The following is a 22,088-nucleotide window of genomic DNA, read 5'->3' on the forward strand; positions in this document are numbered from 1 at the left end:
CATTTTGTCAACTGAAAACAGCCAATATTCTGAGCCTTTCAATAATCCGGCTGAATAATGCGCCCAATGCAGAAATTGTCCTCTGCCGCGATTATTTCCGCGTCGAAAAAACGGCGCTTCAAAGTTATTTCCTGTGACGTCCTCGGAATTTTTACAAGCACATACTCCGCAGTATGCCCCTGATGAAAATCGGGCGACGATTCTTTTTCAAAAAGCACTCTGCGTACCTTGCCGATCTGCGACGACAGATAGGCTTTCTTTGTTTCGGCGCATACCGCGCTCATTTCAGCCGCCCGCTTTCGCTTTGTATAGTTGTCGAGCTGTCCGCTGAGTCTGTCCGCGGCGGTACCAGATCGACGGGAATAGGGAAAGATATGCGCGTCGGCAAACCCGATTTTACGCACAAAATCCAGTGATTCCTGAAAATCCTCGTCTGTTTCCTGAGGAAAGCCTACCATTATGTCGGTGGTTATCGCGCAGCCGGGAAAATGCTTTCTTAGCTTTTCGCAAAGCAGCGCGTATTCTTCCGCTTCATAATGACGGTTCATGAGCCGCAGCGTTTTGCTGCACCCGCTCTGCAATGAAAGATGAAACTGTCCGCACAGCTTTTCAAGCCGGCTCATGCTGGCAATATCTTCGTCCGAGATCATTTCCGGCTCCATCGATCCCAGACGCACCCTGAAATCGCCCTTGACCGAGCATACCGCTTCGACCGCGTCGATAAGTCTTGTTCCGTCTTTGAAGTCGCGGCCGTAGCAGCAGAGATTTATTCCGGTAAGTATTATCTCCTTGTGCCCTGAGGCTGAAAGCCTTGCGGCTTCAGAAGCGATATCCTCCGCAGGCTTTGAGCGTATATGACCTCTGGCCTTTGGTATAATGCAGTATGAGCAGTGCATATCGCAGCCGTCCTGAATCTTTATGTACGCTCTGGTCTTACCCTCCACGAAGGTGTTTGTCATTTCTTCAATACGGTCGTTACGGCTGTGTTCTTCAATATCCACGATTCTCCTGCCGTCGGAAAGATACCTCATTATCAGCTCGGGAAGAGCGGTCTTGTTTTTGGTGCCGGTAATTATGTCGCACTGCGAAAGCGCCTGTACGTCCTGCGGAAAAGCCTGCGGCAGACATCCGGTAACCGCGAGTATGCAAGCGGGATTTTCTTTTTTTATTCGCCGTATGAGCTGCCGGCATTTTGAGTCGGACTGCGCGGTAACGGTGCAGGTGTTGATAACGCATATCTGAGCGAGCGCGATTTCTCCTGTCTCACCGAAGCCCAGCTTATTCAGCCGCTCCCGTATATTTTCAGTTTCATACTGATTTACCTTGCACCCGAAGGTGTAATAAAAAACATTCATGTTAATTCGTTTCCTCGGTTTACTCAAATATTACATATGTACAACTTTCAACTGTATGTATTGTGAAAAACGCCAAAAATGTTCAGCTGTACAAATCGGTTATTGACTATTATACTATATTTGAATTTTTTTTGCAAATAATTATTGACTTTTCGGAAAAAATGCTTATAATTAATATTGTGGAGAGGAAAACTCTACAAGCTGATTTAACAAAAAACAGGTATGGTTTAAGCCAACCTTTAAGAGGAGGAGTTTTTATGAAAAAGGCTAAAATTATGCTCGATTCCATCGCTGCGGTAAAGAAGTTTGTAAGCATTGTTTCTATGTATGATTTTGATGTGGATTTGGCTTCGGGAAGATACGCAGTTGACGCCAAGTCAATTATGGGTATTTTCAGTCTTGACCTTTCAAATCCTATTCAGCTGGTTGCGCATACGGACAATGCAGACAAGTTTATCGACGAGATCAAGGAATTTATTGTCGATTAATTCTTACTTATGTGAATTATACTTTCGGGTACGGTATCAGCAGAGTGCTTTTGCGGCAGTCTGCTGTTATTTTATTATAAAAAACTGCTGATAACAGACCTGCGGCATGATATGGATTCAGGGCGCTTTTCTTTGCCGTCTGTATTTTCAAAGCCGGTATAATATTTCATGGACTTGCCGAATAAGAATTTAGTAAAAGCATTGGAGGCGTGTTTTATGAATATTTACAGGAAAGCAGCTTTATTTTCGCTGTCAGCCGCTATACTGATTTCTTGTGCGTTTTCCGCTTTTGCCGACGGAACCGATACTCGTTATGACGAGGCATACCAGGCATATTCGCCGGCGGATACGGGAATTCTTGACGGAATATCGGCGGAGTCGGCCGTTGTTATCGAAACCGGAAGCGGTACGGTGCTTGCGGAACTGAACGCCGGAAGCAAAAGAAGCGTTTCGCACCTCGCCAAGCTTATGACGGTTCTGATCGCGGCAGAGAAAATAGACGCGGGAGAGCTTTCGGCGGACGATACAGTAACCGTTTCTGCCCATGCAAATTCAATGGGCGGCACTCAGATTTGGCTTAACGTCGGTGAAAAAATAACAGTTGACGAGCTTATTAAGTCAATAACTGTCGGAAACGCCAACGACGCCTGCGTTGCTCTGGCGGAAAAAATAGCGGGAAGCGAAGAGGAGTTCGTTTCTTTAATGAATGAAAAAGCGTCGCTGCTGGGCATGAGCGATACAGAATACGCCGACTGTACCGGCATGAGCGAAAAAACGGTATCCACCGCGGGAGATACTGCGGTTTTGTCCTGCGAGCTTCTGAAATATGAGTTTTTGAATCCTTATTTTACCACATGGATAGAAAACGTTAGAAACGGTCAGACTGAGCTTGTAAGCACCAACAGAATGATAAGAACCTATAAAGGCGTCACGGGATTAAAGTCCTGCGCGTCGGCGGAAAGCGGAGAATGTCTGGCGGTATCTGCCAAAAGAGGAGATATGTCGGTATGCGCGGTTATGCTCGGAAGCTCGTCCGACGAAGACAAGTTTGCGGACGGAAAGAAAGCCTTAGACGGAGCGTTCGGCGCTTTTGAGATATATACTCCCGAAATTCCGGAGGAAGTTTTTGAACCGGTGAAGATAATCGGCGGCGAAAAAATGGATACTGACGTTACCGTGATCAACGCCGAGCCTGTTATCATTCCTAAGGGAGCATATCCGTCCATTGAATGTCAGTTCACAAAAGCTGACAGCGCGGACGCTCCCGTGTACAAGGATCAGGAGCTTGGAAAGATCACATTTATTCTTGACGACGAGAAAATTATAGAGGGCAGCGTTGTATCAAAAGAAGATATAAAAAAGATTGGATTTGCTTTTGCTCTAAAGAAGGTTTTGTTAAATTTGCTGTATATATAAAGCGAAAGATTGTTACAATTGCACAAAAAAGCAGCGCTGACCTTAAACCTCTTGAAATATTCACAAAAATATTGTATAATTTATGATAGCTAAGTATGGAAAGGAATTGAATAGTAGTGGCTGTTAAACTGAATGCAAAATATCTTGCTCCTTTTATCGGAGAACATGAATTGGAGGCTATTGCCCCGCTGGTAAGCGCAGCTCACAAAAATCTGATCGGAAAATCCGGTCTTGGCAGCGATTTTCTGGGCTGGGTCGAGCTTCCCGAAAATTATGACAAGGAAGAGTTCGGTCGTATAAAGGCTGCGGCAAAGCGGATTCAGGACAAGTGCGACGTTCTTGTCGTTATCGGAATCGGCGGCTCATACCTCGGAGCCAGAGCGGCTATCGAGCTTCTGAAATCGCCTTTTTACAATAATCTCAAGAAAGACACTCCTGACATATATTTCGTAGGGAATAACATCAGTCCCGATTACCTTAACGAGGTTCTTTCTATCTGCGAGGGCAGGGACATATGCGTTAATGTGATTTCAAAATCAGGAACGACTACCGAGCCTGCACTGGCATTCAGGATCTTCAAGAAGCTTGTAGAGGATAAGTACGGCAAGGAAGAAGCGAAAACAAGAATATTCGCTACAACGGATAAGGCGAAGGGAACGCTTAAGGAGCTTTCAGATACGGAAGGCTATGAAACCTTTGTTATTCCTGACGATGTCGGCGGACGTTTTTCCGTTCTTACCGCTGTAGGGCTTCTGCCTATAGCCGTAGCGGGCTGCGATATTGATAAGATCATGGCTGGCGCCCGCGCCGCTATGGATAAATACTCGCAGGACGACGGAAATGACTGCTATACCTATGCCGCTCTGAGAAACATTCTGTACAATAAGGGCAAAAGCGTTGAAATGCTCATTACATACGACCCGAGCTTTACTATGATGAACGAGTGGTGGAAGCAGCTTTTCGGCGAGAGCGAAGGAAAAGACAACAAGGGAATATACCCTTCGTCGGCTACCTTTTCGACCGATCTGCATTCGCTGGGTCAGTTTATTCAGGACGGTTCGAGAGTAATGTTTGAAACTGTGGTCGATATAAAAGCTCCGAAGCAGGATTTGTTCCTTGAGGACGATAAGGATAACCTTGACGGTCTTAACTTCCTTACTAACCAGAATATGTCGGTAGTAAACAAAAAGGCGTTTCAGGGTACGATCCTTGCTCATACCGAAGGCGGCGTTCCCAATATCGTGCTTGAGGTAGACGCTCTGGACGAGGAGAATTTCGGAGAGCTGGTTTATTTCTTTGAAAAGGCGTGTGCGATTTCCGGCTATATGCTCGGTGTTAATCCGTTCAATCAGCCGGGCGTTGAAAGCTATAAGAAGAATATGTTCGCGCTTTTGGGAAAGCCCGGATACGAATCGCAGAAGGCTGAGCTTGAGGCAAAGCTGTTTTAAGGGAATACGAGCGTTTTCACGCTCTAAAATAAAAGTCCGTCAGGACAGAATGGAGATATGTTATGATTAATCTGATACCTGGAAAAAAAGGAACAGGCAAAACTAAGATATTGGTAGACGCTATAAAGGAGTCTGCCGAAAAGGCTACGGGCGATGTTGTCTGCATTGAAAGAGGAATGAAGCTTACCTATGATATTCCTCATAAAGTAAGACTTGTAGACGCCGAGGAATACGGAATCAACAGCTTTGACGCTTTCTATGGCTTTGTTGCCGGTATGCTTGCCGGAAATTACGATATTCAGGAAGTTTTTGTTGACGGTATACTTAAGATCGGCGGCAGGGATTACGACGCGTTCGGAGCTATGGTAGAAAAGATCGCAATGCTTGCCAAGGATGTAAAGATCGTGTTTACCGTTTCAGCCGACGTTGAAGAGCTTCCTTCCAAGGTAAGGGCTTTTATCAAATAATTTTTCCGCGGCTGAAAAAAAGTATTGACAAATTCCGCAAGTGGAGTTATAATGGAATTTGTGATGTTTGAGGTGTTATTATGATTTTGCAGTTGAAGCAGCTTTTTGATATCGTCGGAGAAGTTAAGGATTTTTCTTTTGAGATTTCTCCTGAGGAGATCAATGAGGCTCAGTTCAGCGCTGATTTTGTAACGCCCCTGTCTGTCAGCGGTCGGGCTGAGAACCGCGCCGGAGTAGTTGCCGTCAGGCTTTCGTGCGTTTTTACTCTCAGTCATGTGTGCGACAGATGCTTGAAGGAGTTTGAACGGGAATACTCATTTGAATTTTCTCATATTCTTGTGCAAAGTTCAAATACGCGGAACGATGAATATGTCGTCTGCTCCGGCAACACTCTGGATATAAATGAATTAGCTATTTCAGATTTGCTGTTACAGCTGCCTACAAAGATTCTTTGCAGGGAAGACTGCAAGGGTTTGTGTTACGTTTGCGGACATGATTTGAACGAGGGTGAATGTAACTGCTCTTGATATAGCAGCATTATCTATTTTCCATAAGAGGAGGTGCCAAGATGGCAGTACCAAAGAGAAAGGTTTCCAAAGCAAGACGTGACAAAAGACGTTCGGCTGTATGGAAATTAAACGCACCTGCACTCAGCAGATGTTCAAACTGCGGAGAGCTGACAGCACCGCATAAGGTTTGCAAGAACTGCGGATACTATAAGGGTGTGGAGGTAATCAAGAAGGAGGCTTGATTCTTCTTTGATTGCCGGTTGCTTGATTGCGGCTTTACCTCTGCTATTTTTATAGCGGAGCTTTGAGGGCAGAGGAGGATTCGCTTCCTTCTCTGCTTTTTACGTATATGAAAGTATCAGGCAGTGCCGCCGTATGACATTTTGCGTTCTTATTCGCGGTCGCTAAGCGGTTTTGCCGTTATGAAAGGCAGAAAAAGTATGTCGGCTGAAATCACAGATATTGTAAAACACAGTCCTGCATTCCGCGCCGGAGTAAAAAAAGGGGATATTCTGATAAGCGTAAACGGACATGAGATCAGTGATGTTCTTGATTATATGTTTTATTCCGCCGAGGACAGGACCGAGCTTTTGCTGAAGCGCGGTGAAAAAACGCTGAAAAAGGTCGTTGTCAAATCCGAATACGACGATCTCGGTCTTGAATTTGCTTCGTTTCTTATGGACGATAAGCGTACCTGCTGCAATAAGTGCATTTTCTGCTTTATCGACCAGATGCCTCCCGGAATGAGAGAAACGCTGTATTTTAAGGACGATGACGCAAGGCTTTCGTTTCTTCACGGGAATTACGTTACGCTGACTAACCTTAACGATAAGGATATTCAGAGGATAATCGATATGCGTCTGAATATAAACGTTTCGGTCCATACCACAAATCCTGAGCTCAGGTGCAGGATGATGAACAATCGCTTTGCGGGCGAAAAGCTCAAATATCTGAAAATGATAGCGGACAGCGGCCTGATGATGAACTGCCAGATAGTTTGCTGTCCGGGAATCAATGACGGGGCGGAGCTTGAGCGCACCCTTGACGATTTGTCAGAGCTGATGCCCAATATACAGTCGGTGGCAGTTGTTCCTGTAGGACTTACAAAGTACCGCGAGGGTCTTTTTCCTTTGACCTGTTTTGATAAAAGCGGTGCGGAAAACGTAATCTGCATTATTGAAAATAAGCAGCGGGAATGTCTTGAAAAATACGGAACCAGAATGGCTTTTCCCGCCGACGAATTTTATTTGCTGGCTGAAAGAGAGCTTCCTCCGACTGAGTTTTATGAAGACTATCCTCAGTACGAAAACGGCGTGGGACTAATGCGCTCTCTGTATGACGAGGTGGTTCAGGCGATGGAGGGCTGCAATGAGAATATTTCCAAGCGGAAGGTTACCGTGGCTACCGGAAAGGCCGCCGAGGACTTTCATCGAATGCTTGCTGAGATGATAATGGACAGATTTCCGCAGGTGGAAATACGGGTAGAGGGAATTATAAATCGCTTTTTCGGGGAAACTATCACCGTTGCCGGACTTGTTACCGCCGGCGATCTTATAGATCAGCTTAAGGGTACGGAGCTTGGCGACGAGCTGATAATACCCAAAGTTATGCTTAAGGCTGATGAACCTGTTTTTCTTGACGACCTGACGGTGTCGGACGCCGAGAAAGCGCTTGATATAAAAATTTCCTCCAGCGCCAACGACGGCTTTGAATATCTGGATAAGATACTCGGTATTTCATATTGAATAAAAACTAAAGACCGCAGGTCTTTTGGGTAAGTTGGGAGATGATAGAATGTCATTGCCGATAGTTGCGATTGTAGGACGTCCGAATGTGGGAAAGTCTACGCTTTTCAATAAGCTTATCGGACAGAAGCTTTCAATTGTAGAGGATACTCCGGGTGTGACCCGTGACAGGATATATTCAAAATGCGAGTGGCTGGGTCATGAATTTATGCTGGTGGATACCGGCGGAATAGAACCCGATTCTGACGATGTCATTCTTTCGCAGATGAGGCGGCAGGCAGAGCTTGCCATAACGAAAGCGGACGTTATAATCCTTGTCGCCGATATGCGCGGCGGCGTTACAGCCAACGATCTTGACGTGGCGGCGATGCTTCAGAAGTCTGGAAAGCCGGTGGTTCTGTGCGTAAATAAATGCGACAGTATAGGCGAGCCTCCTGTGGAGTTTTATGAGTTTTATAATCTCGGTCTTGGCGAGCCAGTCGCGGTTTCCTCGGTTCACGGGCATGGAACTGGAGATCTTCTGGACGAGGTGCTGAAATATCTTCCCGAGGAAAGCGAAGAGGATTACGGGGAGGATACCATAAAGGTCGCGGTAATAGGAAAGCCTAATGTGGGCAAGTCATCAATAATCAACAGAATTTGCGGCGAGGAAAGGGTCATAGTTTCGGATATTGCCGGAACGACGCGGGACGCTACCGATACGTTTATAGAAAATGAAGAGGGAAGGTTTGTGTTTATTGATACCGCCGGTATCAGGCGCAAGTCAAAGATTCTCGACAGCATTGAAAAATACAGCGTTCTAAGGTCGTATATGGCGGTGGACAGAGCCGACGTTGCGGTAATAGTTATAGACGCGGCGATCGGATTTACCGAACAGGATTCAAAGGTTGCAGGCTACGCTCATGAAAAGGGCAAGGGCTGCATAGTTGCCGTAAACAAGTGGGACGCGATCGAAAAGAATACCAATACAATGGGCGAATTCAGGAAAAAGCTGGCCGACGATTTCAGCTTTATGAGCTATGTTCCGTTTGTGTTTATCTCTGCAAAAACCGGACTGCGTATCAATAAGCTTTTTGAGATGATAAAGTATGTCGCTCAGCAGAATTCAATAAGAATTCCAACCGGAAGACTCAACGACGTGCTGGCGTATGCTACCTCCAGGGTTCAGCCTCCGTCGGATAAGGGCAGACGTCTGAAAATATATTATATGACTCAGGCGTCCACCAAGCCGCCTACATTTGTCGCTTTTGTAAACAGGGCGGATCTGTTTCACTTTTCTTATCAGCGGTATATAGAAAACCAGATCAGGGAAACCTTTGCGCTTGACGGGACTCCTATTGTGATCAAAGTCCGCGAGCGCGACAGAAACGATGTAAAATAAGGAGAATATCTATGGATTACTTTCTCAGTATTGCTTTCACTCTGGTGTTTTCTTATTTGCTTGGCAGCGTAAATTCGGCAATTACCGTTTGCAAAATCTGGAAAAAGGCTGATATACGCGATTACGGCTCTAATAACGCCGGACTTACCAACGTTCTGAGGGTTTTCGGCAAGGGACCGGCCGTTGCCACATTGCTTCTGGATCTTGCCAAGGGAATCTGCGCCGTTCTGGTCTGCCGCGGTATTGTTACTCACGTTTTTGACGTTACTTTCTTCAATAATGACCGTTTTATAGGTTATGTTGCGGGTATTGCCGTAATGCTGGGGCATATTTTTCCGATATTTTACGGCTTTCACGGCGGAAAGGGCGTTCTTGTTGCGGCAACTACGCTGATTTCGATAGACCCTCTTACCTGTTTTTTTGCCGTCCTGGTATTTGCCGTCGTAGTAGCGTTAACGAAATATGTTTCTGTAGGGTCGATCGTTGCGGCTTTTTCTTATCCTATCTTTACAATGCTTACTCAGTATCTGAGACATATTGACGGAGCGTGGCAGAATATGCTGATGGCTCTTGCCATTGCTTTTCTCATTACCTATATGCACAGACCGAATATAAAGAGGCTGAAGGAAGGAACTGAAAATAAATTCAGCTTCAGCGGCGGAAAGAAAACGAAAGAGAATACGGATAACGATAAATAATTTGAAACGGGGGTTGACTTATGGCGGATATAGCTATACTTGGTTCGGGCGGATTCGGGCTTTCGCTTGCAGTTATGTGCAGCAATGCCGGACATACGGTAACAGTATGGTCAAAATTTCAGGACGAGATAGACACCATAAAAAGAACAGGGGAGCTGAAGGCAAAGCTTCCCGGAGTGAAGCTTCCGGAAAAGGTAGCGCTTACTACCGATATTTCCTGCGTAAAGGGTAAAGACCTGATCATTATGGGCATACCTACTTCTTTCTGCCGCGACGTATGCGAACGCGCGGCGAAGTATGCGGACGGCAGGTCGATAGTTGTAAACACTGCCAAGGGGCTGGAGGCAGGGTCGCTCAAGACCATGAGTCAGGTTATGGAGGAAACTTTTCCGAATAACAGATATGCGATTCTTACGGGTCCGTCTCACGCTGAAGAGCTTGCCAGGGGCATACCTACCACTATAGTGGTAGCTTCTCCTGACAGGGAGGTTTCCTATTACGTTCAGAATACGCTTACAAACCGCACATTCAGAATTTATGTAAACGATGACGTTTTAGGCTGCGAGCTGGGCGGTTCGCTGAAAAATATCATCGCGCTTGCCGCAGGAGTAAGCGACGGACTTGGAATGGGCGACAATACTAAGGCGGCGCTGATGACAAGAGGTATTCGTGAGATCTCGGTGCTCGGAGCCGCCTTGGGAGCCAAAACGGAAACCTTTGCCGGATTGAGCGGGATCGGCGATCTGATAGTTACCTGCTGCTCCATGCACAGCCGAAACAGGCGCGCGGGAATACTGATCGGTCAGGGGGTTTCTCCCGAGGAGGCCGTTGAACGCGTGGGAACCGTTGAAGGATATGCCTGTACAAGAAACGCATATAAGCTTGCGAAAAAAATGGGCATTGAAATGCCCATTACGGAGCAGCTTTACAAGGTGCTGTTCGAGGGCGGAAAGGCGATAAACGCAATATCCGCGCTTATGGACAGACCCTCCAAAAACGAAACGGAATCTGATTTTCTTGGACAGAAATAAAATACGGGAGCTTTTATCATGGTTTATAATTTCAATCTTCGCACCGAGCGTAAAAATTTTTATAATATAACCAGCTATGTAAGACAGGCGGTGATCGAATCCGGAGTTTCAAACGGAATCGCGGTAGTTTACTGTCCCCATACTACCGCCGGAATTACAATAAATGAAAACGCGGATCCTGATGTTGTGACCGATCTGCTGTATGCGCTTGATAAAACCTACCCGGACCGTCCCCAGTTCCGCCATTCCGAGGGAAATTCAGCGGCGCATCTTAAGGCAAGCTGTATCGGCTCGTCCGTTACGGTGATAATCGAGGACGGAGTTCTTCTGCTGGGCACATGGCAGGGGATATATTTCACCGAGTTTGACGGTCCTAGAAACAGAAGATTTTCAGTAAAGATTTTAAAAGGCTGAGATAAAGATCCTGCCGCCGCAAGGCGTTTCAAGCGTTTGCGGCGGACAGGACTTTTTATTTTTTCTGCTTGCTTTTTCTGAAATTTATTTTAAAAACCACTTTACATTTGATATTAAATATTGTATAATTTTAATATGAGTAATTATGTTAATATTACGACGATTTAAAAATAAGGAGTGCTTTTTATGGAACCGAAATACAAGCGTATACTTCTGAAATTAAGCGGCGAGGCTCTCGCCGGAGATAAGAAAACGGGTCTTGATTACGACGTTATGACTTCTTTCGGAGAGAGCATAAAAAAATGCGTAGACGCCGGCGTTGAGGTTGGCGTTGTCGTAGGCGGCGGAAATTTCTGGAGAGGCCGTTCCAGCGGAGCTATGGACAGGACAAGAGCCGATCATATTGGTATGCTTGCTACGGCTATGAACGCTTTGGCGGTTGCCGACGCTTTGGAAAACTGCGGTCTTGAGGTAAGAGTCCAGACGGCTATTTCAATGCCTCAGGTTGCCGAGCCTTATATAAGAAACAAGGCGATGAGACATTTTGAAAAGGGAAGAGTTGTAATTTTCGGCTGCGGAACGGGAAATCCGTTTTTCTCCACAGATACGGCCGCCGCGCTGAGAGCTGCCGAAATCGAAGCCGACATCTTCTTCAAAGCTACTATGGTGGACGGAGTTTACGACAAGGATCCTCATAAGTATTCCGATGCGGTAAAGTACGATACTCTCAGCTTTAACGATATACTGTCAAAGAACCTGGCGGTTATGGATTCGACCGCGGCAGCAATGTGCAAGGACAACAATATTCCTATCCTCGTATTCGATCTTGGCAGACCCGATAATATTTACGACGCCTGCATGGGTATGAATATCGGTACTGTAGTTAAGTAATATCAGCTGAAAGCGCTTGAGCGCATATTTGTATAAACATTTGAAAGGAATGGATTTTATGAAGGAAATCAGAGAAAAAGCAAAGGCGAAAATGGAAAAGTCAGTGAACGTAATGCTTTCGGATTTTTCGGCGATAAGAGCGGGCAGAGCTAATCCTGCCGTACTTGATAAAGTAAGAGTTGATTATTACGGAGCTCCTACTCCGGTCAATCAGATGGCGGCTATATCGGTTTCTGAGGCGAGAGTGTTAGTTATTCAGCCGTGGGACAAATCTACGCTGAGCCAGATCGAAAAGGCAATACAGGCTTCCGATATAGGTATTAACCCTCAGAACGACGGAACTGTGCTCCGTCTGACCTTTCCTCAGCTTACCGAGGAGGACAGAAAAAAGATCGTTAAGGACGTTAAGAAGGCGGGCGAGGATACCAAGGTTGCTATCAGGTCTATCAGACGCGACGCTATGGAAAAATACAAAGCAATGAAAAAGAACAATGAGATCACCGAAGACGATCTTAAGGACTGCGAGGAGCAGATCCAGAAGCTTACGGATAAATTTGTAAAGCAGATCGACGTTCATGTTTCCGAAAAGGAAGCAGAGGTGCTTTCAATTTAATACATGGATAATATGTCGGTAAGTAAAAAAGAAGCGTTAAAAAAAGATATGTCGGTTCCCGTTCATGTGGGAGTTATAATGGACGGTAACGGACGATGGGCAAAAAAACGGGGAATGCCCAGAAAATATGGTCACCGCGAGGGAGCAAAAACCTTCAGAGCCATAACCCGCAGCGCGAAGGAGATCGGTATACGGTACATTACTTTTTATGCATTTTCCACGGAAAACTGGCAGCGTCCCGCCGACGAAGTCAAGTCGATCATGGATCTGTTTGAAAAGTATCTTGACGAGGTCAGGGATTTTATTGACGAGAATATTAGAGTGCGTTTTATCGGCGACAGATTAATGCTGAGTCCGAGGCTTCAGAAAAAAATGAATCGGGTTGAAGAGGATTCTAAGGATTTTGATTCAATGACGCTTATTCTTGCGATAAATTACGGCGGCAGAGATGAGATAGTCCACGCTGTACGGGAAATTGCGGAAAGCGTTCAGAACGGAGAGCTATCGCCTGAGGATATAACTCAGGAGCTGATTCAAGGCAGACTGTATACCGAGGGGATTCCAGATGTGGATCTGATTATCAGACCCAGCGGAGAACAGAGGCTTTCAAATTTTCTTATCTGGCAGTCGGCTTACGCTGAATATTATTTTACAAATATTCTTTGGCCTGATTTTACAAAAAAGGATTTGGAAAACGCTGTGGCTGCTTATAATGAACGTAACCGCAGATTCGGCGGAATATAATTTTGCGGCGTTTGATTTTATACTGAAAGGATGGGGTTATTATGTATACGAGAATTATTTCGGCTGCGGTTGCTATTGCCGCGGCGGTCGTATTGCTGATACTTCATAAGACGTTTGTGTTTAATATTGCTATTGCTTTTATTTCTGTGGCTGCTATTTATGAGCTTTTTAAAGCGACAAAATACGATCAGCATAAAATTCAGTCTTATTTGTGCTACGGATACGCGTTTCTGAATGCGGTTATGGGGATATTTCACAGGCATGACTGGCTGAATTTTATAAACGACAGATTTTATTTCGGTCTGTTTATTCTCGCGATGCTTGCCTTGTACCTGAAATCATACGATAAATTCAAGTATACAGACCTGTTTGTAATGATCGGTATAACCATGCTTATAACTTATTCGATGGATACGCTGCTTTATATGTCTGCTTACAAGAAAACCGGAGTATTCATGCTTGTGCTTACTCTCTGCGGCGCGTGGCTTGCGGATTCCGGCGCATATTTCGTCGGAACATTTTTCGGAAAGACTCCGCTTTGCCCCAAGATCAGCCCTAAAAAGACCCTGGAGGGAGTTATAGGGGGAGTTCTGTGCAACGGTATTCTTCTTATTATAATCAGTCTGTTCTATGATTTCGTACTGAAAGGCGAATCGGTCAATTACATTATGGTGTTCCTCGCAGGAATCGGATGCGCGCTTATAGGTCTTTTAGGCGATCTGACGGCTTCTCTGATAAAGCGTCAGTGCGATATCAAAGATTTCGGAAATATAATGCCGGGTCACGGCGGCGTTATGGATCGTTTTGACAGCGTTTTGCTTGTGGCGCCGTTTATGTATTATATGTTTACACAGGGACTTATAATTTAATAACAGCAAACCGGAATCAATTATAATAGGGGCGGACGGCTTCAAGCGTAAGGCTTGGTCGGACTACCCCTATTGAGCGTTAAAAAGCCGGTTCAGAGTTTGACCGGGATAACAATGGAAAGAGTGAAATCTCTGCTGAGAGGAGAAAGCCCGCAAAGGCGGCAGTTATTATGAAAACAATCACCGTATTAGGTTCTACCGGTTCTATAGGGACTCAGGCATTAGAGGTTGCCCGCAAGCATAATATTAAAGTAAAAGCGCTGGCTTCACGTTCAAACACAGAGCTGCTGGCAAAGCAGGCGGCTGAGTTCGGCGCGGAATATGTATGCGTTTACCGTAATGATAAGGTCGGTGATTTGAAAGAACGGCTTTCGGGACAAAGGACTGAGATACTCAGCGGAATGGACGGCCTGAAAGCTATAGCCTCTCTTGACGGCGTTGATATAATGCTTAATTCCGTTGTGGGAATGGTTGGACTGGAGCCGACGCTGACTGCCATAGAGCATAAAACAGATATTGCTCTTGCAAACAAGGAAACCCTTGTTACGGGCGGCGAGCTTGTCATAAAAGCCGCGGAAAGAAACGGAGTCAGGATATTCCCGGTAGACAGCGAGCATTCGGCGGTTTTTCAGTGCTTGCAGGGAAATAAAAGAGAGCAGGTAAAAAAGATAATCCTTACCGCTTCCGGCGGACCTTTTTACGGAAAAAAGAAGAGCGAGCTTGAAAACGTTACTGTTGCCGACGCGCTAAATCACCCCAATTGGTCTATGGGAAACAAAATAACTATTGATTCCGCTACATTGATGAACAAGGGTCTGGAATTTATAGAGGCTATGCATCTGTTCGGACTGAAGCCGGAGCAGATCGAGATAGTGGTTCACAGGGAGAGCGTTGTACATTCCGCGGTGGAATACAACGATTGCTCCGTTATAGCTCAGCTTGGCGTTCCGGATATGAAAATACCGATACAGTATGCACTGCTGTATCCCGAACGCACAGAATGTCCGGTCAAACCCCTGTCCCTTACGGATTACGGAACGCTTACTTTCGCTAAGCCGGATTATGAAACCTTCGACTGCCTGAGAGCGTGTATAAAGGCTGTTACTGTCGGGGGAACAATGCCGGCGGCTGTAAACGGGGCGAACGAAGCGGCGGTTGAATGTTTTCTTAACGGTAAGATAGGTTTTCTCGATATAGGAAAGCTGGTCTGCGGAGCGCTTGAGAAGCTTGAGCGAAAAGAAATAGCCGGACTTGACGACGTGCTGCGCGCTGACGCGGAGGCAAGAAACTATGTGTATAAAAAAATAGGAAAAACTCAGATATAAATATGTTATGAAAGGCGGCATCAAATGAAAATTCTTTTTGCACTGATAATTTTTGAAGTTATAATTCTGATCCATGAATTCGGTCACTTTATAGTTGCAAAGAAATGCGGAGTAAAGGTAAACGAATTTGCCATAGGAATGGGGCCCGCTCTTTTAAAGAAGCAGAAAGGCGAAACTCTTTATGCGTTAAGGCTTTTTCCGATAGGCGGATATTGTTCAATGGAAGGCGAGGACGCCGAGAGCGGCGACAGTAGGGCGTTCTGTAAAAAATCGCTGCCTAAGCGTATGGCAATAGTAGTAGCCGGAATCGTTATGAATCTTATTCTCGGCTTTATTCTGCTTATAATCTATACGTCTTTGACGGCTCCGATAACCTCTACTACAGTGTCCAAATTTGAAAGCGAAAACGCAAGGTCTCACCTCACCGGACTTGAGGAGGGCGACAAGATCATAAAGATCAACGGAATGAGAATTTATACCGCCATGGATATAAGCTATCAGTTCCAGAATGATGAAGACGGCGTTTTTGATATGACAGTCGAAAGAGACGGCGAAAAGCTGCAATTGACCGACGTTGCTTTTGATACTGAAAACAGCAGTCTTCATATTGATTTCTTTGTAAAACCGCTGGAGGCCTCTCCGCTTACCGTGATCTCTCAGTCGTTTAAGCAGGGCGTGACCTATTCAAGACTGATATATATTTCGCTTGCCGATCTGGTTACAGGAAAATATTCTATACGTGATCTTTCGGGTCCTGTGGGAATAGTAGACGTTATCGGTGACGTTATCGACAGTGAAACTGATGAGGAAACAGGCATAGACTGGCGCGCCTTATCGGAACAGATGCTTTCTCTCGGCGCGTTTATCACTATAAATATCGGATTGTTTAATTTGCTGCCGCTGCCCGCTCTTGACGGCGGAAGATTGATTTTTCTGTTGATCGAAGCCGTCAGAAAGAAGCCCGTACCTCCGGAAAAGGAAGGCATGGTGCATTTCATAGGGCTTACTGCGCTTATGCTGCTGATGATAGTTGTAACGGTCAGCGATGTTGTAAAGATATTTTAGCGAGGTAATACAAAATGAACAGACAGGTGAGGCCTGTTAAGGTCGGAAAGCTTACGCTTGACGGAAAGAAAATTTATATACAGTCTATGCTGAATATTCCGGCTTCAGAGGTTGAGCGTTCGGCAGAACAGGCGGCAAGGCTTGAAAAAGCAGGCTGCGAGATAATAAGAGCGGCAGTACCCGACAAGGAAGCCGTAAGGCTGATTCCCGCCATAAAAGAAAAGGTGAACATTCCTCTGGTTGCCGATATTCATTACGATTATCGACTTGCAATAGCCGCTGCTGAAGCGGGAGCGGACAAAATAAGAATAAATCCGGGAAATATCGGTTTAATGGACAGGGTAAAGGCGGTAGTAAAGGCTTGTCAGAGCAGAAATATTCCCATAAGAATAGGCGTAAACGCGGGTTCGCTTGAAAAGGACCTGCTTGAAAAATACGGCTCTCCCAAGCCTGAGGCTCTTGTTGAAAGCGCGCTGCGGCATATTGGGATACTTGAACAATGCGATTTTGAGGATATAGTCGTTTCAATAAAATCCTCAAATGTTGTCAATATGATACAGGCGTACAGGAGCCTTGCGGAGAAATGCAGCTATCCGCTTCATCTTGGGGTTACCGAAGCGGGTACCGAAAGAATAGGAATTATCAAGTCGTCTATAGGGATAGGCTCTTTGCTGGCTGACGGTATAGGTGAAACTATTAGGGTTTCCCTGACCGACGACCCTGTAAAGGAGATATATGCGGCTAAGGATATTTTGAAGGCTCTGGGCAAGGACGGAGGAGTTAAAATCGTGTCCTGCCCCACCTGCGGAAGAACCAGAATAGACCTTATAGCTCTTGCGGGAAGGGTAGAGGAAGCCGTGAAGGACATTGACAAGGATATAACGGTTGCCGTAATGGGCTGCGCGGTAAACGGAATCGGCGAGGCTGGCGAGGCTGACATAGGAATTGCCGGGGGCGACGGCTGCGCTGTTTTGTTCAGAAAAGGACAGATGCTGAGAAAGGTAGATGAAAGCGAAGCGCTGGAGGCTCTGCTTTCTGAAATTGAAAAGCTGTAAGGAAGTTGAAATGAATAGTTATACGTTACATAGTCTGTTTGAAAAATACAGTGGGATTATTCCCAAATCCATGGAGGACGGAAAAGTTCTGAAGCTGACTTTCTACGAGCGGCAGAATAAAATGTCTGTTGCCGTAAAGTTCGATGAGCTTCAGGGCTTTGATTTGCTGTGCGAATGTGAAAACAAGCTTGCTCAGGCGATCGGTGTAGGCAGATTTGAGATTTTATGCAAGTATACTCCTGATATGCTCGGCTCAGATTATTTCGCGGAGCTTGTCAAGTTTATGAAAAGCAGATGTCCGGTCGTGAACGGCTTTTTTGACGGAGCGACAGCGGTATACGACGGCGGAACCTTTACTGTAAACCTTCTGCACGGCGGTGAATCGGTGCTGAAAAAGTCAGGAATTGAAGCGCAGTTCAGCGCGCTGGTATACGAAATGTTTTCGGTAAACGCGGGAATTGCTTTTACGGGAGTAACCGAAAACGATGAGGAAGCGTTTCATAAAGCTCAGGAGGAATTTCTGCAGAATATCTCCGTCAGTGCGCCGTATTCTCAGCCGCCGGTTCAGGGATTTCCGAGCGACTCCCATACTGGTGCGTCCGGCAAGAAGAGCGATTTCCGCACCTGCACCGTTGATTTTACCAGACTTCACCTTATCGCGCAGGACGCGTTAGTGCTTAAGGGCGCGCCGATCAGCTCCGACGCGAAGGTTACGGATATGAAGAACATACCGCTTGAGGGTACGGAGGACCAGGTGACGGTCTGGGGAGAGGTCTTTCAGGTTGACACTAGAGAAACACGCAGCGGAATGCTTATTGCTATTGTATATTTCACTGATTTTACCTCGTCATTTTCTATAAAAATGCTCGGAGGAATAAAACGGGGCAGATCGTCAAAAATGCTTTCAAAGGAAGAGCTTGAGGCTATACTTGAAAAGCTTAAAAAGGGCGTCTGCATAATCTGCTCAGGTAAAGTCGAGATAGACGATTATGACCATAAAACCAATCTTATTCCCGACAGTATAATGCTGGTTAAGCGTGAGCAGCCGACTGACAGCGCAGAGAAAAAACGAGTAGAGCTTCACTGCCATACCAATATGTCAAGCATGGACGCTCTTACTTCTGCGGACAGGCTTGTAAACCGCGCCTTTGAATGGGGACATCAGGCTATAGCCATAACCGATCACGGAGTTGTTCAGGGCTATCCCGACGCAATGAATGCGGCGGCGAAAATAAGAAAGGGCGGCGGAAATTTCAAGGTTATTTACGGCATTGAGGCATATGAGGTAAATAACGACGTCAATATTTACAAGGGCTGGGATAAACGCAGGCTTACCGATGAGATAATAGTGTTTGATCTGGAAACCACAGGCACCTCCGCAGCTAACGACAGAATCATAGAAATAGGCGCGGTAAAGCTCAGGAATCTTGAGATCGCGGAACGCTTCGATATGCTTGTAAATCCCGAAAGAAAGCTTACTGATTTTATATCGGATCTTACGCACATAACCGACGATATGCTTAAGGACGCTGCTGATGAAAAAACCGCTATGGAGGCATTCGTGAAATTCTGCGGCGAAAGGCCTGTCTTTGTCGCGCACAATGCCGATTTTGACACGTCGTTTATCAGGGAGGCTTTCAGGCGTCAGGGAATAAAATATGAGTTTTCGTCAATAGATACTGTGCCTATGAGCCGTATTATGCTTCCGCAGCTTGAAAAGCACAAGCTTAACTATGTTGCCGAGCATTTCGGGCTGGGTGATTTTAATCATCACAGAGGCTGTGATGACGCGGAGGTTCTGGCGGAAATATTTATAAGATTCTGCAGGCGGCTTACGGAGCAGTATCCAGGTATGTTCATTACTGTAGATATGCTTAACAGCCTGCTTGCCGATACGGATAACGTTAAGGACAAGCCGTCGTATCATCAGATTATACTTGTGCGCAACAATATTGGACTGAAAAATCTCTATAAGCTTATTTCAATGTCCAATCTTGATTTTTATAAGAAGCGTCCCCGTATACCCAAATCAGAGCTGGTAAAGCACCGCGAGGGTCTTATTGTCGGAAGCGCCTGCGAGGCAGGGGAGCTGATACAGTCTTATCTTGAAGGAAAGCCAAGAGAATATATAAAGCAGATAGCAAGCTTCTACGATTATCTTGAGATCCAGCCGCAGGGCAATAATATGTTTATGCTTACGTCTGAGCGTCCTCCGTATACGGATATAACTACCGAGGAACAGGTCAAGGACATTAATCGGTTCGTGGCAGAGCTGGGCGATGAAATGGGGATTCCTGTCTGCGCCACAGGCGACGTTCATTTTATGAATAAGGGCGATTATCAGTTCAGGGCGATCCTTCAGGCTTCAAAGGGCTACACTGACGCCGACAGGCAGCCTCCTCTTTATCTGAAAACAACTCAGCAGATGCTGGACGAGCTTTCTTATCTCGGAAAGGAAAAGGCTTTTGAAGTAGTCGTTACAAACACAAATTACTTTGCCGATATGATAGATAAGGATCTTAAAGCCTTTCCCTACGGAACGTATACGCCGTTTATTGAAGGCGCGGTGCGTGAGCTTCAGGTTATCTGCTGGAAAAAGGCCTGCTCGATTTACGGCGACTGCGACCCGGACGACGTAGAGATACCTGACGGTGACGAGGGCATAAACGAGCCGTTCAGAGCGCATATACCTGAAATAGTCTACAAAAGACTCGACAGAGAGCTTTCATCTATTATAAAGCACGGATTTGCGGTGCTTTACATGATCTCTCAGAAGCTGGTGGCAAATTCTGTCGAGCACGGCTATCAGGTTGGCTCGAGAGGCTCGGTAGGCTCGTCGTTCGTAGCGTCGATGTCGGGAATTTCCGAAGTTAATCCTCTTATGCCTCATTATGTGTGCGGAAAGTGCAAGCACAGCGAGTTTATTACTGACGGCTCGGTGGGCTCAGGCTTTGACCTGCCGCCTAAAAAATGTCCGGTTTGCGGGGAGGATATGCACCGCGACGGACACGATATTCCTTTTGAAACGTTTCTCGGGTTCGACGGAGATAAGGCGCCGGATATTGACCTTAATTTCTCAGGGGACTATCAGGCGTTTGCCCATAAGTATACCGAAGAGCTTTTCGGCGCAGACCATGTGTTCAAGGCGGGAACTATCGGCGGAGTAGCCGAAAAAACCGCTTACGGCTATGTAAAAAAATATCTTGAGGAACGGGGAAAGGCTGTTCACCCCGCCGAAGAGCAAAGGCTTATAAACGGCTGTCTGGACGTGAAAAGAACTACAGGACAGCACCCCGGCGGAATGGTCGTAATCCCCAGCGATTATGAGGTATACGACTTTACACCGGTGCAGCATCCTGCCGAAAAGGCGGATTCGGATATTGTTACGACGCATTTTGATTTCCATTCGCTTCACGATACTATTCTCAAGCTTGACGAGCTTGGACACGATGTGCCAACTCTCTATAAATACCTTGAAGATATGACGGGACTTGACATACTTGAAATTCCGATGTCTGATGAAAAGGTATATTCGCTGTTTACTTCTCCCGAGGCTTTGGACGTTTCGCCGGAGGATATAATGTGGGAAACGGGAACTCTGGGAATTCCGGAGATGGGCACAGGATTCGTATGCCAGATGCTTCTTGAGGCAAAGCCTAAGAATTTCAGCGATCTTTTGCAGATCTCCGGCCTTTCCCACGGAACCGACGTATGGCTTGGCAACGCGCAGGAGCTTATACATAACGGAACCTGCACCATTTCCGAGGTTATCGGAACGCGTGACAGTATCATGACCTATCTGATATATCACGGACTTGAGCCGAAGCTTTCGTTTAAGATCATGGAAATAACAAGAAAAGGAAACGCTCCTAAGCTGCTGACCGAGGAAATGAAGCAGGATATGCGGGAGCATAGTGTTCCTGAGTGGTATATAGACAGCTGCCTGAAAATCAAATATATGTTTCCTAAGGCTCATGCCGCGGCTTATGTTACGTCTGCAATAAAGCTGTGCTGGTTTAAGATTTATAAGCCGCTGGAATTCTACGCGGCGCTCTTTACAGTTCGTGGCGAGGATTTTGAGGCTGAAACGGCTGTAAAGGGCAAGCATCATGTGCAGATGAGAATAGAAGAACTGAAGAATAAATCAAAGCAGGACAGAACCGCGAAGGACGACGGCGTTCTGGACACGCTTATGCTTATAAATGAAATGCTTTGCAGAGGCTATGAATTTCTTCCGGTTGATATTTTCAAATCTCACGCAACGATTTATCAGATAGAGGACGGAAAGCTCAGACTGCCGTTCTGCTCGCTTTCGGGAGTCGGCGCCAACGCGGCAGTCAGTCTGTACGAAAAAGCGCAGCATAAGGACTTTATTTCAATAGAGGAATTTCAGCAGCAAAGCGGTATCGGTAAATCTGTAGTGGAAACGCTTGAAAAAAGCGGCGCTTTCGGCGATCTGCCTAAATCTAATCAAATTTCCTTGTTTTCATTTTAGATTTTGATGAAATTATAAAATAAGCCTCAAAATAATTGACAAATTAGTGTGTTTGTGATATCATGTTATTATGCTACTA

Annotated in this window: 20 protein-coding genes; 19 read left to right on the forward strand and 1 reads right to left on the reverse strand. The window is 45.9% G+C overall.

The features are described from left to right. Positions 1 to 38: 38 nt before the first annotated feature. Entirely contained in the window at positions 39 to 1,355 is a 1,317-nt protein-coding gene (mtaB, locus tag EIH25_RS03815) for a tRNA (N(6)-L-threonylcarbamoyladenosine(37)-C(2))-methylthiotransferase MtaB (RefSeq protein ID WP_124098721.1), read from the reverse strand. Between the two features lie 257 nt (positions 1,356 to 1,612). On the opposite strand from mtaB, the gene EIH25_RS03820 reads away from it, so the two are divergent. The 19 genes from EIH25_RS03820 to EIH25_RS03910 all read left to right on the forward strand — a co-directional run bounded on the left by EIH25_RS03820 (position 1,613) and on the right by EIH25_RS03910 (position 22,009). Next, positions 1,613 to 1,843 carry an HPr family phosphocarrier protein gene (locus tag EIH25_RS03820; protein WP_124098723.1) on the forward strand — a complete coding sequence of 77 codons (231 nt, stop codon included), beginning with the start codon at positions 1,613 to 1,615 and terminating at the stop codon, positions 1,841 to 1,843. A 216-nt stretch (positions 1,844 to 2,059) separates the two neighbouring features. Continuing rightward, positions 2,060 to 3,259 carry a D-alanyl-D-alanine carboxypeptidase family protein gene (locus EIH25_RS03825; protein WP_164489146.1) on the forward strand — a complete coding sequence of 400 codons (1,200 nt, stop codon included), beginning with the start codon at positions 2,060 to 2,062 and terminating at the stop codon, positions 3,257 to 3,259. Positions 3,260 to 3,375: 116 nt separating this feature from the next. Next, a complete protein-coding gene (locus EIH25_RS03830; protein WP_124098728.1) occupies positions 3,376 to 4,707 on the forward strand; it encodes a glucose-6-phosphate isomerase in 1,332 nt (443 codons plus the stop codon). A gap of 62 nt (positions 4,708 to 4,769) precedes the next feature. Next, entirely contained in the window at positions 4,770 to 5,174 is a 405-nt protein-coding gene (locus tag EIH25_RS03835; protein WP_124098730.1) for a hypothetical protein, read from the forward strand. A gap of 80 nt (positions 5,175 to 5,254) precedes the next feature. Beyond that, complete coding sequence (locus tag EIH25_RS03840; RefSeq protein ID WP_124098732.1) at positions 5,255 to 5,701, forward strand: DUF177 domain-containing protein; 447 nt, start codon at positions 5,255 to 5,257, stop codon at positions 5,699 to 5,701. A 41-nt stretch (positions 5,702 to 5,742) separates the two neighbouring features. After that, a complete protein-coding gene (rpmF, locus tag EIH25_RS03845) occupies positions 5,743 to 5,925 on the forward strand; it encodes a 50S ribosomal protein L32 (protein ID WP_124098734.1) in 183 nt (60 codons plus the stop codon). 123 nt (positions 5,926 to 6,048) lie between these two features. Further along, entirely contained in the window at positions 6,049 to 7,428 is a 1,380-nt protein-coding gene (locus tag EIH25_RS03850) for a DUF512 domain-containing protein (protein WP_279254428.1), read from the forward strand. Between the two features lie 49 nt (positions 7,429 to 7,477). Beyond that, positions 7,478 to 8,809: a ribosome biogenesis GTPase Der gene (gene der, locus EIH25_RS03855; protein WP_124098738.1), complete on the forward strand. Its 1,332-nt coding sequence runs from the start codon at positions 7,478 to 7,480 to the stop codon at positions 8,807 to 8,809. 11 nt (positions 8,810 to 8,820) lie between these two features. Then, positions 8,821 to 9,507 carry a glycerol-3-phosphate 1-O-acyltransferase PlsY gene (plsY, locus tag EIH25_RS03860; protein WP_124098740.1) on the forward strand — a complete coding sequence of 229 codons (687 nt, stop codon included), beginning with the start codon at positions 8,821 to 8,823 and terminating at the stop codon, positions 9,505 to 9,507. A gap of 20 nt (positions 9,508 to 9,527) precedes the next feature. Then, the gene (locus tag EIH25_RS03865) at positions 9,528 to 10,538 is read left to right on the forward strand and encodes an NAD(P)H-dependent glycerol-3-phosphate dehydrogenase (RefSeq protein WP_124098742.1); all 1,011 of its coding nucleotides are present in this window, start codon (positions 9,528 to 9,530) and stop codon (positions 10,536 to 10,538) included. An 18-nt stretch (positions 10,539 to 10,556) separates the two neighbouring features. Further along, a complete protein-coding gene (locus tag EIH25_RS03870; RefSeq protein ID WP_124098744.1) occupies positions 10,557 to 10,952 on the forward strand; it encodes a secondary thiamine-phosphate synthase enzyme YjbQ in 396 nt (131 codons plus the stop codon). A gap of 186 nt (positions 10,953 to 11,138) precedes the next feature. Continuing rightward, positions 11,139 to 11,843 carry a UMP kinase gene (gene pyrH, locus EIH25_RS03875; protein ID WP_124098746.1) on the forward strand — a complete coding sequence of 235 codons (705 nt, stop codon included), beginning with the start codon at positions 11,139 to 11,141 and terminating at the stop codon, positions 11,841 to 11,843. A gap of 58 nt (positions 11,844 to 11,901) precedes the next feature. Continuing rightward, the gene (frr, locus tag EIH25_RS03880) at positions 11,902 to 12,456 is read left to right on the forward strand and encodes a ribosome recycling factor (RefSeq protein ID WP_124098748.1); all 555 of its coding nucleotides are present in this window, start codon (positions 11,902 to 11,904) and stop codon (positions 12,454 to 12,456) included. Positions 12,457 to 12,459: 3 nt separating this feature from the next. Then, positions 12,460 to 13,200 carry an isoprenyl transferase gene (locus tag EIH25_RS03885; protein ID WP_243113079.1) on the forward strand — a complete coding sequence of 247 codons (741 nt, stop codon included), beginning with the start codon at positions 12,460 to 12,462 and terminating at the stop codon, positions 13,198 to 13,200. Positions 13,201 to 13,241: 41 nt separating this feature from the next. Further along, positions 13,242 to 14,069, forward strand: a complete 828-nt coding sequence (locus EIH25_RS03890) for a phosphatidate cytidylyltransferase (protein WP_124098750.1) — start codon at positions 13,242 to 13,244, stop codon at positions 14,067 to 14,069. Between the two features lie 170 nt (positions 14,070 to 14,239). Further along, on the forward strand, positions 14,240 to 15,394 hold the full coding sequence (locus tag EIH25_RS03895) for a 1-deoxy-D-xylulose-5-phosphate reductoisomerase (RefSeq protein WP_206425679.1): 1,155 nt from the start codon (positions 14,240 to 14,242) through the stop codon (positions 15,392 to 15,394). Between the two features lie 24 nt (positions 15,395 to 15,418). Beyond that, positions 15,419 to 16,459, forward strand: coding sequence for a site-2 protease family protein (locus tag EIH25_RS03900; RefSeq protein WP_124098754.1), 1,041 nt, complete (start codon positions 15,419 to 15,421; stop codon positions 16,457 to 16,459). 14 nt (positions 16,460 to 16,473) lie between these two features. Then, the gene (gene ispG, locus EIH25_RS03905; protein WP_124098756.1) at positions 16,474 to 17,514 is read left to right on the forward strand and encodes a flavodoxin-dependent (E)-4-hydroxy-3-methylbut-2-enyl-diphosphate synthase; all 1,041 of its coding nucleotides are present in this window, start codon (positions 16,474 to 16,476) and stop codon (positions 17,512 to 17,514) included. A 10-nt stretch (positions 17,515 to 17,524) separates the two neighbouring features. Beyond that, a complete protein-coding gene (locus EIH25_RS03910; RefSeq protein ID WP_124098758.1) occupies positions 17,525 to 22,009 on the forward strand; it encodes a PolC-type DNA polymerase III in 4,485 nt (1,494 codons plus the stop codon). Positions 22,010 to 22,088 lie beyond the last annotated feature (79 nt).

Origin of the sequence: Ruminococcus sp. Marseille-P6503 (genome assembly GCF_900604945.1) — a bacterium.
Lineage (GTDB): Bacteria > Bacillota > Clostridia > Oscillospirales > Ruminococcaceae > FB2012.

Bases quoted from the DNA above. Each gene is read 5' to 3' on its own strand.
- EIH25_RS03900 (WP_124098754.1), top strand. From the start codon at position 15,419: ATGAAAATTCTTTTTGCACTGATAATTTTTGAAGTTATAATTCTGATC.
- der (WP_124098738.1), top strand. From the start codon at position 7,478: ATGTCATTGCCGATAGTTGCGATTGTAGGACGTCCGAATGTGGGAAAG.
- EIH25_RS03870 (WP_124098744.1), top strand. From the start codon at position 10,557: ATGGTTTATAATTTCAATCTTCGCACCGAGCGTAAAAATTTTTATAAT.
- EIH25_RS03835 (WP_124098730.1), top strand. From the start codon at position 4,770: ATGATTAATCTGATACCTGGAAAAAAAGGAACAGGCAAAACTAAGATA.
- EIH25_RS03885 (WP_243113079.1), top strand. From the start codon at position 12,460: ATGGATAATATGTCGGTAAGTAAAAAAGAAGCGTTAAAAAAAGATATG.
- plsY (WP_124098740.1), top strand. From the start codon at position 8,821: ATGGATTACTTTCTCAGTATTGCTTTCACTCTGGTGTTTTCTTATTTG.
- EIH25_RS03840 (WP_124098732.1), top strand. From the start codon at position 5,255: ATGATTTTGCAGTTGAAGCAGCTTTTTGATATCGTCGGAGAAGTTAAG.
- rpmF (WP_124098734.1), top strand. From the start codon at position 5,743: ATGGCAGTACCAAAGAGAAAGGTTTCCAAAGCAAGACGTGACAAAAGA.
- pyrH (WP_124098746.1), top strand. From the start codon at position 11,139: ATGGAACCGAAATACAAGCGTATACTTCTGAAATTAAGCGGCGAGGCT.
- EIH25_RS03890 (WP_124098750.1), top strand. From the start codon at position 13,242: ATGTATACGAGAATTATTTCGGCTGCGGTTGCTATTGCCGCGGCGGTC.
- frr (WP_124098748.1), top strand. From the start codon at position 11,902: ATGAAGGAAATCAGAGAAAAAGCAAAGGCGAAAATGGAAAAGTCAGTG.
- mtaB (WP_124098721.1), bottom strand. From the start codon at position 1,355: ATGAATGTTTTTTATTACACCTTCGGGTGCAAGGTAAATCAGTATGAA.
- EIH25_RS03825 (WP_164489146.1), top strand. From the start codon at position 2,060: ATGAATATTTACAGGAAAGCAGCTTTATTTTCGCTGTCAGCCGCTATA.
- EIH25_RS03895 (WP_206425679.1), top strand. From the start codon at position 14,240: ATGAAAACAATCACCGTATTAGGTTCTACCGGTTCTATAGGGACTCAG.
- ispG (WP_124098756.1), top strand. From the start codon at position 16,474: ATGAACAGACAGGTGAGGCCTGTTAAGGTCGGAAAGCTTACGCTTGAC.
- EIH25_RS03865 (WP_124098742.1), top strand. From the start codon at position 9,528: ATGGCGGATATAGCTATACTTGGTTCGGGCGGATTCGGGCTTTCGCTT.
- EIH25_RS03910 (WP_124098758.1), top strand. From the start codon at position 17,525: ATGAATAGTTATACGTTACATAGTCTGTTTGAAAAATACAGTGGGATT.
- EIH25_RS03820 (WP_124098723.1), top strand. From the start codon at position 1,613: ATGAAAAAGGCTAAAATTATGCTCGATTCCATCGCTGCGGTAAAGAAG.